This is a genomic window from Bradyrhizobium valentinum, from assembly GCF_001440405.1.
Classification (GTDB): domain Bacteria; phylum Pseudomonadota; class Alphaproteobacteria; order Rhizobiales; family Xanthobacteraceae; genus Bradyrhizobium; species Bradyrhizobium valentinum.
Genome location: NZ_LLXX01000121.1, coordinates 27,070 through 41,549, shown reverse-complemented (window position 1 = coordinate 41,549; position 14,480 = coordinate 27,070). Strand labels below are relative to the sequence as shown.

The following is a 14,480-nucleotide window of genomic DNA, read 5'->3' as shown; positions in this document are numbered from 1 at the left end:
GGCGGCCTCTATTGATGGCGAGGCGCGTTTTTTCTTTACTGTGCCTGATCTTCCCTGAAATCGGCCTGGAAGAAAAGCTTATTGACCTGGGGCTGTTCGCGCCGCCTGCGCCGCAACCGGCTGGAAATGACATCTGCGACAATTGGTCTGCCACGGCATCCCGAGATACGGAATTTGGCTGCCGCTGCGCCGCGGGATGTTTGGGGCCATACGGTATGGACCGGCCCGGATGGGCCGGCTCCATTCGTTCGCAAACGCTTATCGCGGCTATGCCGCGCGCCGCAGGGCAAACGCCCCGCTCTCGGTGCCCGGACGCTTGCGCTCGATCGTGTCCGCCGCCAGCCGCGCGCTGCCGCAGGCCAGCGTCCAGCCGAGCATGCCGTGGCCTGCGTTGATGAACAGCCCGTCCAGCGGCGACCAGTCGATGATCGGCCGGCTGTCCGGCGTCATGGGACGCAGCCCGCACCAGGGCTCGATGTCGCCGGCAGCGTCGATGCCGAGTAGCTCCGCCGACGCGCGGCGGAGTATATCGACGCGTCCGGCATCGAGTGTCGTGTCGCTTTCGAGATCGGCGATGCCGGCAACCCTTATCGCTGCCCGCCCACCGCGCGCGAGCGGGGCGAATACCAGCTTGCGCTCCATGTCCGTGACGCTGTGTCTGATAGTGTGCGCATCCGGTGTCGGCGTCAGGGTGATACTGTAGCCCTTGAGCGGATAGATCGGCAGATAAAACCCGCATGCGCTCGCAAACGCGCCCGATGCTGCGCCCATGCACAAAACGAAATGGTCCGCCTGCACCTGCCCCTTGCCGGTATCGATGGCGGCCAGCCGGCCGCCGGAACGAACCGGCCCGACAATTGGCGTATCGAGCAGCCATTCGACGTTGCTTCGCTGCCTCAGGCAGACCGTCAACGCCGCGCAGAACGCGGCGCAATCGCCGACTTGCTCGGAAGCGGTAAAGATGCCGCCGGCAAGCTTATCTGCCTCTAGTCTGAGCGCCGGCTCCAGCGCGAGGCATTCGGCCGCGGTCAGGATCTGCTGACCGTCCTCCTCGCCGGACGCGACAACAGCACGGCATGCCGCCTTGAATTCCCCTGCCGAGCGGTAGATCACGAGCTTGCCGGCGGTCCGCAGTCCGAACGACAGGCACAGGGTTTGCGTCAGCCGCGCCAGCTCGCCCCGGCTCAAAGCGGCCAGCGCGAGCTGCGCCGCAATGGTCTCGCGTACGGCTGCCGGCCGGCAGGCGAGCAGGAAGCGCGCGCCCCAGGAAATCAAGGACGGATCGAGGCCGGCGCGAATGCGCATCGGCGAATCCGGCGACAGCAATAGCGATGGCAGCTTGAGCAATGTCGCCGGCGACGCCAGCGGCGCCACGAACGCGTAAGAGAGCTGGCCGCCATTGGCGGCGCTGGCGTCTTTCGCGGTGGAAGCATGCCGGTCGACAATGACGACGTCGTGCCCGGCTTCGGCAAGGCACCATGCGGTCGTCAGTCCGATGACGCCGGCGCCAAGTACACAGATTTTCATTTTCAGGTCTCGTCCTGGTGATCTTCCGATCGGACGCGCGAGGGCCGATCGGTCGAAGGCTTATCGCTCACCAGGTTACGGCGCTTGGGGGCTGCCATTGATGCCAAGTCTGCATGATGCAAAATTTGCATAACCCCCTTCCCGCGTGGCAGGCTAATAAGAGGCCAATGCGGAATGGCCCAGACGACGGTGCGAGGATTAACGAGGATGGCTGGAGCGGCGTCGACAAGCCGAGCTGATGCAAAGCTTGCATTGGTCATCCCGCAGGCCGATCCGCTAGTTTTGCCGGCATGGGGCTTCACATTTCGCATCGAGAACCAGCGCCGGTTGGCGTCCGCGGCCGCATGCGGCCTCAAAGCGGCTATCAAGGCGGCAACCGTCGCCGTGACGCTTCCATCGCCTGCAAGACGGGGAGCATGATGGAGCTGCGCTGGCTTCAGGATTTTCTGATGGTGGCCGAGACCGGCAATTTCACGCGCGCGGCGGAAAAGCGAAATACGTCCCAGGCCGCGTTCAGCCGCCGGATCAAGTCGCTTGAGGCCTGGCTCGGTTTCGACCTGATCGACCGCAGCGTCTACCCGACGCAGCTCACGCCGCAAGGCGAGCGCTTCCGCGAGCATGCCGGCGAGTTGCTGCGGCAGATGCTCGACAGCCGCGTCGAACTCGGCGGCAAGCCGCTTCGCCGCAACGAACATATCCGCATCGCCTTGCCGTTCGCGATGGCGACCGCACGGCTGCCGCATTGGTGGCAGGTCTGGTCGCAGGAGCGGCGATTGAGCTGTTCGGTGGTCGTCGGCAACATCCACGATCTCGTCACCTCGCTGGTCTCCGACAACGTGGACCTGATGATCTGCTACCACCACGCCCAGCAGCCGATCCATCTCGATCCGGACCGCTACGAACGCGTGACCCTCGGCACCGAATTTTTGCGGCCCTATGCCAGCGAAGGGCTGGTGGCCAAGGGCGGCGCGTCGCTGCCCGGGCGGACGTCACATCCTGTGCCCCTTTTGATGTATTCGCCCGGCGTCTATTTCGCCCGGCTGGTCGATCTCATACTGGAGAACACCCCCATTGTCGGGGTGCGAGTGATCGAAAGCGACATGTCCGACGTTCTGTGCGGCATGGCGCTCGGCGGACGCGGCGTGGCTTGGTTAACGGAGGGCACTGTCGCGGCTTCCGGCCGGAAGCGGCTCACCCCGATCGGCGGCGACAAATGGGCGTTGCCTTTATCCTTAGTCGCATTTCGCGATCGGATGAATAGCCAGCGGCCGCTAAATCTGTTTTGGTCCGAATTGTGCAGGTATAGTGCCGGGCACGCCGGGGGCGGTCTTGCAAAGACAGGTTCGAGACCGCCGGCCAAACGGCCCGGCAAGTCGCTGAGTTAGAGCGGATGAGCAATCATCTGCAACCTTTGGAGGGAGAGTTACGTGAAACATAGTCAGATTATCGGCTGTCTGCTTGCCGGCGCTTTGTGCACCGGACCGGCAATGGCGCAGGAACTCACCGGGACGTTGAAGAACATCAAGGATACCGGCGCCATCACGCTCGGCTTCCGCGACTCGTCGATTCCGTTCTCCTATCTCGACGACAACCAGAAGCCGATCGGCTACGCCATGGACATCTGTTACAAGATCGTCGATGCCGTGAAGAAAGAGCTCAAGCTCGACAAGCTCGAGGTCAAGCTCAATCCGGTGACGTCGTCGACCCGCATCCCGCTGCTCGCCAACGGCACCATCGATCTCGAATGCGGCTCGACCACCAACAACGTCGAACGCCAGAAGCAGATTTCCTACACCAACACCCACTTCCTGACTGCGAGCCGCTACGTCACCAAGAAGGCGAGCAAGATCAATTCGATCGACGAACTCAAGGGTAAGTCGGTGGTGTCCACCGCCGGCACCACCAATATCAAGCAGCTCACCGAAGCGAATGCGGCGCGCAGCCTCAACATCAACATCATCCCGGCCAAGGATCACGCCGAGGCATTCCTGATGGTGGAGACTGATCGCGCGGTGGCGTTCGTGATGGACGACATCCTGCTGGCAAGCCTGGTCGCCGGCTCGAAAGCGCCGGGCGACTACGTCATCTCCAAGGATGCGTTCTCCAAGCCCGAGCCCTACGGCATCATGCTGCGCAAGGACGATCCTGCGTTCAAGAAGGTGGTCGATGCAGCGACCGCGGCGCTCTACACCGGCGGCGAGGGCCAGAAGATCTACGACAAGTGGTTCATGCAGAAGATTCCGCCCAAGGGGCTGAACCTCAACGTGCCGATCAGCGCCGAGCTGAAGAACGAGTTCGCGAAGCCGTCGGATTCGCCGGATCCGGATTCGTATAAGTAAGTGATGTGCTGACCCTCATGGTGAGGAGGCGCGCACGCGCCGTCTCCGGACGATGCTCCGCATCGCCGGGCGAACCATGAGGCCTCACTCGGGCCTCTATCCTTCGAGACGCCGCGCTATGCGCGACTCCTCAGGATGAGGGGTGAAAGTCGATAGTCCGGCCATTTTGAAATGCAGAATGGCCGGACTTTTGCATAAGCGCTAATGACCAAGGACTTTACCGCCGTTTTCGGGCAGGGTGCTTCGTGAACTACAACTGGAACTGGCACATCTTCTTCGAGCCGAACCCGACCGGGGCCGGCACCTATCTCGACATGCTGGTGTCGGGATTGCTGCTGACCATCAAGACCGCGTTGCTGGCCTGGGTCATCGCGCTCATTTTCGGCACCATCATCGGCATCCTGCGCAGCCTGCCATCGAAGACGGCATCCTGGATCGGCTTCGCCTACGTCGAATTCTTTCGCAATATGCCGCTCCTGGTGCAGCTCTTTCTCTGGTTCTTCGTGCTGCCCGAACTGCTGCCGCGCGCCGCAGGGCTCTGGATGAAGCAACTCCCCAATGCGCCGTTCTGGACGGCGGCGATCGGGGTCGGGCTGTTCATGTCGGCGCGCGTCGCCGTCCAGCTTGCCGCCGGCATTGCCTCGCTCCCGCGCGGGCAGAAGCAGGCGGCAACAGCGCTTGGGCTGACGACAGGGCAAGGCTATCGCTACGTGCTGCTGCCAATCGCGTTCCGTATCATCCTGCCGCCGCTCACATCCGAATTCCTCAACACCATCAAGAACACCTCGGTGGCGATCACCATCGGCCTGATCGAGCTGACCGGCCAGGCGCGGGCGATGCAGGAGTTCTCGTTCCAGGTGTTCGAGGCCTTCACCGCCGCAACCGTGATGTATCTCGCGATCAACATCGTCGTCGTCACCGGCATGCGCTTCCTCGAACGCAGCCTGGCGATCCCCGGCTACATCGCGGGGAAATGACCATGTTCGATAATCTCGATTTCGACGTCATCCGCCGCTCGCTGCCGTATCTCTTTCTCGACGGCATGAGCTTCACGCTGATGCTGACGGGGCTGTCCGCGCTGGGCGGCCTGGTCTTCGGCACGCTGATTGCGCTGATGCGGCTGTCGAGCTACCGGCTGCTCGGCAGCATCGCCGGGCTCTATGTCGACTTCATGCGCTCGCTGCCTTTGGTGCTGGTGATCTTCTGGTTCTATTTCCTGGTGCCCTATATCGGCCAGTGGTTGACGGGCGCGTCGCGGCCCATTCGCGTCGGCGCGTTCACCTCGTCGCTCGTCACCTTCATCATGTTCGAGGCAGCGTACTTCTCCGAGATCATGCGCGCCGGCATCCAGTCCATCTCAAAAGGACAGCCGGCGGCGGCAAGCGCGCTGGGCCTGACCTACGCTCAGTCCATGCGCTACATCGTGCTGCCGCAGGCGTTCCGCAACATGTTGCCGGTACTGCTCACGCAAACCATCGTGCTGTTCCAGGACACCTCGCTGGTCTACGTGCTGTCGATCCCGGATTTCCTCGGCGCCGCCAGCAAGGTGGCGCAGCGCGACGGACGGCTGGTCGAGATGTACCTGTTTGCGGCTGCGGTCTATTTCGCGATTTCCTGTGTCGCGTCCTACGGCGTCCGGCGCCTGCAGGCACGCATTGCTATTGTACGGTGAGACCCCATGATCGAAATCAGCCACGTCAATAAATGGTACGGGCCGACCTTCCAGGTGCTGAAGGACTGCACCACCAGCGTCGCCAAGGGCGAGGTGGTGGTGGTCTGCGGCCCGTCGGGCTCGGGAAAGTCGACGTTGATCAAATGCGTCAACGCGCTGGAGCCGTTCCAGGAGGGCCAGATCATTCTCGACGGCATCAAGGTCAACGACCCGAAGACCGATTTGCCCAAGCTGCGCGCACGCGTCGGCATGGTGTTTCAGCATTTCGAGCTGTTTCCGCATCTGCGCATCATCGAGAATCTGTGCCTGGCGCAGGAGAAGGTGCTCGGCCGCTCGCATGACGAGGCCGTCGCCAAGGGTAACAAGCTGCTTGAGCGCGTCGGCTTGACGGTTCATGCGAACAAATATCCGGCAGAACTGTCCGGCGGTCAGCAGCAGCGCGTTGCGATCGCGCGGGCGCTCGCGATGGACCCGATTGCGATGCTGTTCGACGAGCCGACCTCGGCGCTCGATCCCGAGATGATCAGCGAAGTGCTCGACGTCATGGTCGATCTTGCCCATGAAGGCATGACCATGATGGTCGTCACCCACGAAATGGGCTTTGCCAGCAAGGTCGCGCACCGCGTGATCTTCATGGACAAGGGCGAGATCGTCGAGGACGCGCTGAAGACCGATTTCTTCGGCAGTCCGCGCAGCGAACGCGCGCAGAAGTTCCTGTCGAAGATTCTGTCGCATTAGGATGCTGCTGTCATTCCGGGGCGCCTCGAAGAGGCGAACCCGGAATCTCGAGATTCCGGGTTCGATGCTACGCATCGCCCCGGAATGACGCTGGAAACTTCAGCCACACTAACAGGAATGCCGCACTGGCGTCGCTACTCTAGGAGACTCTACCTTGGAACAGATCGCTTACGTCAATGGTTCGTTCGTGCCACTTTCAGAGGCGAAGGTCTCGATCCTCGACCGCGGATTCCTGTTTGCCGACGGCATCTATGAAGTCGCGGCCGTGCTCGACGGCAAACTGATCGACAACGCCTCGCATCTGGCGCGGCTGGAGCGGTCGGTCGGCGAGATCGAGCTGGCGCTGCCGGAGACGACGGCGCGCATCCAGGAGATCCAGAAGGAGCTGGTCGCGCGCAACAATCTCGTGAGCGGCATGGTCTATCTGGAAGTGACGCGCGGCGCCGATACCGGACGCGACTTCGCGTTTCCGAAGGGCGTCAAGCCGACGATGATCATGTTCACGTCCACGAAGGACATCATCAATGCGCCCTCGGCCAAGACCGGCATCAAGGTGATCACGGTGCCCGACCTGCGCTGGGCCCGGCGCGACATCAAGAGCGTGGCGCTGCTGGCGCAGGTGCTGGCCAAGCAGGCCGCCGCGGTGGCCGGCGCCGGCGAGGCCTGGATGATCGAGGACGGCAAGGTGACCGAGGGCGGCTCGTCGTCGTGTTTCATCCTGACCCAGGACGACGTGATCGTGACGCGGCAGAACGGCAGCGAGATCCTGCCGGGCTGCACCCGCAAGGCCGTGGTTGCGCTCGCCGAAGAGCGTCAGCTCCGCGTTGAGGAGCGGGCGTTCTCGGTCGAGGAGGCGCTGGCCGCCAAGGAAGCCTTCATCACCAGCGCCAGCGTGTTCGTGCAGGCGGTAGTGTCGATCGACGGCAAGATGGTCGCCGACGGCAAGCCCGGCCCGATGACCAACCGGCTGCGCGAGATCTATGTCGAGTTTGCCAAGGCGACAGCGGCGTAGATCACCATCGTCGTCGTCCGGCTCGACCGAGCGATCCGGTATTCCAGAGACGAGTGTGCTTGAACCGAGATGCTGCGGCGTACTGGATGCCCCACTTGAAGCGGGGCATGACAGCGAAGGATTGCTGAAGCTTAAGCCACCGCGGCCTTGGCCTTGACCGGGTGTACCGCGCGAAAAGCGATGGCTAGCCTGTTCCAGGCATTGATAGCCCCGATCAGCATGGTCAGATTGACCGCCTCCGATTCCGAGAAGTGGGCGCGCATGTCTTCGTAGAGATCGTCAGGGGCATGTGTTTCGGCAATCAGCGTCAGCGCGTCGGTCCAGGCCAGCGCCGCGCGTTCGCGGTCGGTGTAGAGCGGTGACTCGTGCCAGGCGCTCAACAGATACAGCCGCTGTTCGGTCTCACCCTGCTTGCGGGCGTCCTGGGTGTGCATGTTGATGCAATAGGCGCAGCCGTTGATCTGCGAGGCGCGCGTCTTGACCAGCTCGATCAGCGATTTTTCGAGGCCGGAAGCCTGGATCTGGGCTTCGAGCGCGACGAGCGCTTTGATGGTATCGGGCGCAGCTTGGTAGTAGTTCATCCGGGGCTTCATGCAATTCTCCTCTCTGGACGTTTCAATCTGAGGCGAATGTCAGTGTATCCTGAGCTGAACGATAGTCGATCATCTGGATCGACGCTGCCAGATACAATAATGTGAACCGACGCAACGGAGGAGTGGCGGATGTTACCGCGCAAGTCGGTGTCGACAGGCCACTGTGCGACATCGCTGGTTGCGATGCTCGCATGGGTTTTGCTGAGCGCCCCATTGCCCGCGACCCAATTCGGCCCGCCGCCGAATGCTCCATTGTCAGCGGAAAAGCTCTCGCGGATCGACGATTTTCTCAACGATCAGATCACACAAGGAGAAATTCCGGGCGTCATCGTCCTGATCCAGCGCCAGGGCAAGCCGGTCTATTTCAAGTGGTTCGGCAAGCGCGACGCCGATGCCGGGATCGACATGACGCCGGATGCGATCTTTCCGTTGCATTCTTTGACCAAAACGGTCACCAGCTTTGCTGCGATGATGCTGGTCGATCGCGGCAAGATCAAACTTGATGATCCCGTAGCCACGTACATTCCTTCCTTCGCCGGCATGAAGGTCGGCGTCGAGCGCAAGGATGAGTCCGGCAAAGCCGTACTCGATCTCGAGCAACTGCGCCGTCCCGTCACGGTCGAGAATCTGTTGCTGCATACGTCCGGGATCACTTATGGCTTCTATGGCCCGAGAGGACCGGTGAAGGCCGCTTATGACGGGATCTATCTCGGCGATTTCGACAATGCTGAATTTGCCGAGCGGATTGCAAAGCTGCCGCTGGCCGAACAGCCGCGGACGCTGTGGGATTACGGGCATTCGATCGACGTGCTCGGGCGCGTGATCGAGGTCGCCTCCGGCCAGTCGCTCTACCAATTCGAAAGGATAGAACTGTTCGATCCGCTGGGAATGACTACCACCAAGTTCTTTCTGACCGATCCGGCCGAGCGGAAACGCTATGCCCAGCCGCTACGCCGCGACCGCCATACCGAACGCAATTCCCTCGATGTCACGCGTTGGGAATCCGGCGGTGGCGGATTGGTCTCCACTGTCGCCGATCTCGCGCGCTTCGGGCAGATGCTGCTGAACGGCGGAACGCTCGACGGCAAGACCTACCTCAGCCCAAGCACATTCGCGGCCATGACCACCGACCACATCGGCCCGGGCTCGGGCGTCGCACGTAATTACTTCTATTTTCCGGGCGACGGCTTTGGATTCGGCTATGGCTTCGGCGTCCGCACCGATCCCGGCAATGCGGTGCCGCCACCGCCGGGCTCGCTTGGCGAAATCAAATGGGATGGTGCGACCGGCGCCTATCTGGTTGTGGACCGCGCCCAGGACATGTTCTTTGTCGTGTTGGAGAACGCGCCATCCGGACGCCAGCATGTGCAAGTGAACGTCAAGAAGCTGATTTATGACGCGCTCGAAAAATGATCTGGCGCAGGCCTGATTGGAACAGATGAGATGCTGCGCAAGACCGAAATACGCAATCAGGCCCAGACAGCCTGCAAACGTCTCGTCGCGCTCGACCGCGCGCGCACCTTCATCACGCTGTTGGTGCTGATCCACCACGCCGCGGTCAACTACACCCATTTCGGCAACGGCGACAAAATGCGCTGGCTCGGGTTCGACCTCGTCGTGCTGTTCAACGACAGTTTCTTCATGGCCTGCATGTTCCTGATCTCGGGCCTCTTCGTCCATGACAGCCTGACCCGCAGGGGAGCGACGAACTTCCTGCGAAATCGCGCGTGGCGGCTTGGCATTCCCTTTCTTGTCTCGATCTTCGTGCTGATGCCGATTGCCTATTACCCGACCTTCCTGCGCTATCATTTACCCGGCACCACCGACTTCAACTTCCTTCATTTCTGGTGGCGGACGCTGACGGTTGGCCCCTGGCCATCGGGTCCGGCATGGTTCTTGTGGGTGTTGCTGGCGCTCGATGCCATCGCCGCCATGCTGTGGGCGCTGGGGCCGCGCTTTCTGAAAACGTTCGGTCTCCTGATCTTTTCGCTGCGCGACAGGCCGTGGACAGCCTTCGTCGCTTTCCTGGCTTTTTCGGTTGCGGTCTATGTGCCGATGCGGCTGCTCTTCGGCGATGCGAGCTGGCTGGAGCCGGGCGGCTATCCGCTCCCGATCCAGACCAGCCGGATCTTGCTCTATGCCGGCTATTTTCTGACCGGTGTCGGCATCGGCGTGGTCAGCCTTCGCGCCGGGATCCTGAGCGAGGACGGTGAGCTGGCCAAGCGCTGGCCGGTCTGGCTCGGATTTTTGTCATTGTTCTACGGCGCGATCCTGTTGCTGGTCTATGCCCACCACAACTGGACCGCGGATTTCGATTCGCCGCCACTATCCTGGCAAATCGGTTATGGCCTTGCCTTTGCGCTGTTCAGCGCCGCGATGACGTTCACGGTACTGGCTGTATCCCTGAGTTTCGCCGCATCGACCATGAAGCTGCTCGATGCCATGCGGCCGCAGGCCTATGGCATCTTCCTCACGCACTACATCTTCGTCATCTGGCTGCAATACGCTGTTTACGATTACTCCTGGCCGGCCTTTGCCAAATTTGCCGCCGTTTTCTTCGGCACGTTGGCGCTGAGCTGGGCGGTCACGCTGCTGCTGCGGAAAATTCCGGTCGTGGCGCGGATGATCTAGAATGGCCCAGTCGGCGGCCAAGGCGGTGCAGGCCGACCTTCAAAAAGCTCAGCGTCAATGAGGGCCTCGTGTTGATCGCCGCACCTCCGCAAGAATTCGGCCGCTACTACCGCAGCGAAGTGGGACGTTGGCGCAAGGTGATCTAAGACGCCGGCATCAAGATCGAGTAGGCGGTGAAGCAGCGCGATCCCATCACCCCTCCGGCGCCTGTCCTCATTTCTGAGGACGCTCTTTGTTCCTCACCTTGAGGAGGCCGCAGCGGCCGTCTCGAAGGGCGAGGCCACCGGCGGGCCTTCATCCTTCGAGACGCGCGTGCCGCGCTCCTCAGGGATGGGGGTCGGAAATCTCAAACGTTCTCCCTCACGAACCTGTTCCGCAACGTCCCGATGCCCGTGATGTCGATCTCGACGACGTCGCCGTCCCTCAGGTCCGGCGAGGTGCCGTCGGTGCCCATCCAGATCACATCGCCCGGCGATAGCGTGAAATACTTGGAGAGTTCGACGAGGAACGGCACGATGCCGAAGATCATGTCGTTGGTGCGAAAGCGGCCGGTCTCCTTGCCGTTGACCCGAATGGCCGTCTCCATCTTGTCGAGATCGACATCGGTTTCGATCCACGGCCCCATCGGCTTGAAGGTGTCGGCGTTCTTGGAGCGCCACAGGCTGCGGTCGGCCTTCTGCCAGGTACGCTCGCTGACGTCGTTGCCGATGGTGTAGCCGAACACGCAATCCATCGCGTTGGCTTCGGTGAGGTGCTTTGCCTTCCTGCCGATGACGACCACCAGTTCGCCCTCGTAATGGATCTTTTCGGTCGCGGTCGCCGGAATCACCACATCCTCGTCGTGGGCGATCAGCGCGTTCTGGGCGCGATAGCCGATCTCGGGCCGGTCGGGAATGTTCGGCACCGTGCCCGCCTTGTCGGCGGCTTCCTTGAGATGCTTGAGGTAGTTCAGCCCGACGCAGTAGAAGGTGCGCGGCATCAGCGGTAACTCGATCTTGACGTCCTTCAGCGCATGCGACTGCGTTCCGCGCTGCCATTCGCCGAACGGATCGCCATCTACGGCGATCACGTGCCCGCCCTCGACAATGCCCCAGGATGTCCTGCCGGCGGCGGTGAACTTTAGCCAACGCATGAAGTGTCCTTTGCTTTATTCGGCTGCGGCCTGCGGGCTGGTTTTCCAGGCACCGGCGCCGGGGCGCGGCAGACCGAGATTTTCGCGCAATGTCTTGCCGGCGTAATCCTTGTGAAACAGGCCGCGGCGCTGCAATTCCGGCACGACATGCTTGACGAAATCGGCGTAGGAGCCGGGCACGATGGTGGCGGCGATGACAAAGCCGTCGCAGCCGCGCTCGACGAACATCTCTTCGAGTTTGTCAGCGATCTCTTTCGGACCACCGACGATCGCGTCCTGCACCTGGCCGCGGCCGGAGAAGGTGACGAAGTCGCGCGCGCTGGGATTGGTCTTGCCTGAATTCTTGAGCACGCCGTCGCGAATGCCGAGGATACCCTGCATGCTCTTGAGCTCTTCCGATGTCAGCGGCTCATCGAGCGGCTTGGCGGCGAAGTCGTAGTTCAGCGCTTCCGCGAGCAGCGACAGTGCATCGATCTGCAGCGGCAGCTTGTTGATCAGCGCCATCTTGTCTTCGGCCTCGGTCTTGGTCGCGCCGCAGATGGGCGTGGTGAGGTTGCAAAGGAACATCTGGTCGGGATCGCGGCCGGCTTTTGCCGCTTCGTTGCGGACGGCCGCATAGCCTTCCTTGGCGGCGGCCACGTTGCGGGCGGCGGTGAAGATCACCTCGCCCCATCGCCCCGCAAAGCGCTGGCCGCGGCCGGACGCGCCGGCCTGGATGATGACGGGATGGCCCTGCGCCGAGCGCGGCACGGTGAAAGGCCCGCGCGACTTGAAGAATTGTCCCCTATGATCGAGCCGCTTCACCTTGGCCGGATCGGCGAAGCGGCCGCTCGTCTTGTCCATGATCAGCGAGCCGTCTTCCCAGGTGTCCCAATGGCCGAGCACGACTTCCATGAATTCGTCGGCGCGGTCGTACCGGAAGTCATGTTCGAGATGGGCGTCCTTGCCCATGTTGTGGGCCTCGCCGTCATTGAGCGAGGTGACGACGTTCCAGCCTGCGCGCCCGCCCGACATCAGGTCGAGGGTGGCGAAACGGCGTGCGACATCGAACGGCTCGTAATAGGTGGTCGAGCAGGTCGACCCCAGCCCGAGCTTCGTCGTGACCATGCCCATCGTGGTCAGCACGATCAACGGGTCCATCTTCACGCAGCGGATGCCGTATTCGACGGTATGGGCGTGGTCGTTGCCATAGCGGTCCGGCATCGCCAGGCGGTCATCGAAGAATGCCATGTGGAACTTGCCGGCTTCGAGAATCCGGGCAATCTCCTGGTAATAGTCGGCCGACATCGAATCGTCTCGCGATTCCGGATGCCGCCACGAACTCGGCAGGTTGGTGCAGTTCTGCGCCTGCAGGAATCCCACCAGCGCCATTTGCCGTGTCATGCCGTTCTCCTTGTGCTGGTAGAATTCATTTCAGGTCGAGGTCAGTGGCGAGCTTGTAGTCGGTGGCCAGCGCCTTCAGTTTGTCCCAGGTGGCGTCTTCGATCTCGATGCCGTCGCGCCTGCGCTGCTGCTCGCGGATATGTTCGATCTCGCCGGGATAGAACACACCGGGGGAGCCTTCCGATGGCGGCGTCGATTTGAGATAGCGCGCGAACTCGCCGACTTCTTTTTCGAAATCCTTCAGCGGGCGAAAGGCGGCGACGTTGAACACCGCCATGAAGCACCCGTCATTGTGGCGGCCGGTAGGCTCGACACCAAAGCCGAGGCCGGTGAGCAGGCCGCACAGCACCTCGACCATCGCGGCAAGACCGCTTCCCTTGTAGCCCTCGCTGCCGCCGAGCGGCAGCAGCGCGCCGCCCTTGCGATACTGGGTGGGATCGGTGGTGTGCCGCCCCTCTGCGTCGATGATCCAGCCCTGCGGGATCTGCTCGCCGCGCGCGACCGACAGCGCGATCTTGCCGGCCGCGACCGCCGAGGTCGCCATATCAAGATAGAATGGTGCTTCGAGATCGGATGGCACCGCAATCGAGATCGGGTTGGTGCCGAGCCTTGCCTCGCGGCCGCCGAACGGCGCGACATGCTTCGGCGATCGGCCGGAATCGGCAGCCGCAATGCCGATCATGCCCGCCCGCATCGCCATCAACGGATAGGCGGCGAGCCGCCCGACATGGCTCTGGCGGAACACCGTGCAGGCCGCCACATTGGCCGTCTTCGCCTTCTCGATCGTCAGCGCCATCGCCTTGGCGTTGACGTGAAAGCCGAACCCCCAATGGCCATCGATCACGGTGGTGGTCGGCGATTCCTGCACGATGGTCCATTTGGCGCCGGGCACGATATGGCCGGCCTTGATCCGGTCGATATAGGCCGGGATCGCGATCACCCCATGCGAATCGTGGCCGGCGAGATTGGCGTTGACGCAACCGACGGCAACCGCACTGGCTTCCTCTTCAGTTGCGCCGGCAGCCCTAAGCAGGGCCGCGCCGATTTGCATGAGACGGTCGGCCTGGACCATCGGCATGGGAATTTCCTCGACCTTGAGCGCCCGCGCGAACCGCGGGTCGTGCTTGGTACCGGCATGCTCTCAAAGCGCCCGCGGCAGGGCAAGCGTGGAAATATCCTGTTAGCCATGCCGTCAGCACGGCCCTCACGTATCAGGATTCTCATCCTGCAAAATTCGAAAATTGCTCGCAGCAGGTCCCGCAACCCGGCCGACGCGCGCCAGCGGTATGGCTGACAAATCGTGAATGGGCCGTAGTTCTCCGGAGCGGCATCGTTCACCGTTGGTCTGACATTTACTCTGAATCGCAACTCCCGGCCGCCAATAACGAGCATTTAGGCCTGTTGCACGCATAAAATCCGCAAGGGGCAGCCCGGCGCTGCCGGCAGGAGCTTG

Annotated in this window: 13 protein-coding genes; 8 read left to right on the top strand and 5 right to left on the bottom strand. The window is 62.2% G+C overall.

Annotated features, from left to right (window positions below; genetic code table 11):
- Positions 1–267: 267 nt before the first annotated feature.
- Entirely contained in the window at positions 268–1,527 is a 1,260-nt protein-coding gene (locus tag CP49_RS20270) for an FAD-dependent oxidoreductase (RefSeq protein WP_057851982.1), read from the bottom strand.
- A gap of 344 nt (positions 1,528–1,871) precedes the next feature.
- On the opposite strand from CP49_RS20270, the gene CP49_RS20265 reads away from it, so the two are divergent.
- The 6 genes from CP49_RS20265 (at position 1,872) to CP49_RS20240 (ending at position 7,288) form a co-directional block, all read left to right on the top strand.
- Positions 1,872–2,912, top strand: coding sequence for a LysR family transcriptional regulator (locus CP49_RS20265; RefSeq protein ID WP_063791727.1), 1,041 nt, complete (start codon positions 1,872–1,874; stop codon positions 2,910–2,912).
- A gap of 102 nt (positions 2,913–3,014) precedes the next feature.
- Entirely contained in the window at positions 3,015–3,866 is an 852-nt protein-coding gene (locus CP49_RS20260) for an amino acid ABC transporter substrate-binding protein (protein WP_156438536.1), read from the top strand.
- 245 nt (positions 3,867–4,111) lie between these two features.
- Positions 4,112–4,843, top strand: coding sequence for an amino acid ABC transporter permease (locus CP49_RS20255; RefSeq protein ID WP_057851980.1), 732 nt, complete (start codon positions 4,112–4,114; stop codon positions 4,841–4,843).
- 2 nt (positions 4,844–4,845) lie between these two features.
- Positions 4,846–5,538, top strand: a complete 693-nt coding sequence (locus CP49_RS20250) for an amino acid ABC transporter permease (protein ID WP_057852027.1) — start codon at positions 4,846–4,848, stop codon at positions 5,536–5,538.
- A 6-nt stretch (positions 5,539–5,544) separates the two neighbouring features.
- A complete protein-coding gene (locus CP49_RS20245; protein WP_057851979.1) occupies positions 5,545–6,276 on the top strand; it encodes an amino acid ABC transporter ATP-binding protein in 732 nt (243 codons plus the stop codon).
- A gap of 154 nt (positions 6,277–6,430) precedes the next feature.
- Entirely contained in the window at positions 6,431–7,288 is an 858-nt protein-coding gene (locus CP49_RS20240; RefSeq protein WP_057851978.1) for a D-amino-acid transaminase, read from the top strand.
- 131 nt (positions 7,289–7,419) lie between these two features.
- On the opposite strand, the gene CP49_RS20235 is transcribed toward CP49_RS20240, so the two are convergent.
- Positions 7,420–7,881 carry a carboxymuconolactone decarboxylase family protein gene (locus tag CP49_RS20235; protein WP_057851977.1) on the bottom strand — a complete coding sequence of 154 codons (462 nt, stop codon included), beginning with the start codon at positions 7,879–7,881 and terminating at the stop codon, positions 7,420–7,422.
- A gap of 129 nt (positions 7,882–8,010) precedes the next feature.
- Between CP49_RS20235 and CP49_RS20230 the strand changes: the two genes are divergently transcribed.
- On the top strand, positions 8,011–9,294 hold the full coding sequence (locus CP49_RS20230; protein WP_057851976.1) for a serine hydrolase domain-containing protein: 1,284 nt from the start codon (positions 8,011–8,013) through the stop codon (positions 9,292–9,294).
- Positions 9,295–9,324: 30 nt separating this feature from the next.
- Positions 9,325–10,512, top strand: a complete 1,188-nt coding sequence (locus CP49_RS20225) for an acyltransferase family protein (RefSeq protein ID WP_057851975.1) — start codon at positions 9,325–9,327, stop codon at positions 10,510–10,512.
- Positions 10,513–10,858: 346 nt separating this feature from the next.
- Here the strand turns inward: CP49_RS20225 and CP49_RS20220 are convergent, their stop codons facing one another.
- From CP49_RS20220 to CP49_RS20210, 3 genes are read right to left on the bottom strand one after another with little or no spacing between them, the layout of a single operon-like run.
- Complete coding sequence (locus CP49_RS20220; RefSeq protein ID WP_057851974.1) at positions 10,859–11,644, bottom strand: fumarylacetoacetate hydrolase family protein; 786 nt, start codon at positions 11,642–11,644, stop codon at positions 10,859–10,861.
- 15 nt (positions 11,645–11,659) lie between these two features.
- Positions 11,660–13,027, bottom strand: a complete 1,368-nt coding sequence (locus CP49_RS20215; RefSeq protein ID WP_057851973.1) for an LLM class flavin-dependent oxidoreductase — start codon at positions 13,025–13,027, stop codon at positions 11,660–11,662.
- A 25-nt stretch (positions 13,028–13,052) separates the two neighbouring features.
- Positions 13,053–14,105 (bottom strand): Ldh family oxidoreductase, encoded by a 1,053-nt coding sequence (locus tag CP49_RS20210; protein ID WP_057851972.1) that lies wholly within the window; start codon positions 14,103–14,105, stop codon positions 13,053–13,055.
- Between the last annotated feature and the right edge of the window lie 375 nt (positions 14,106–14,480).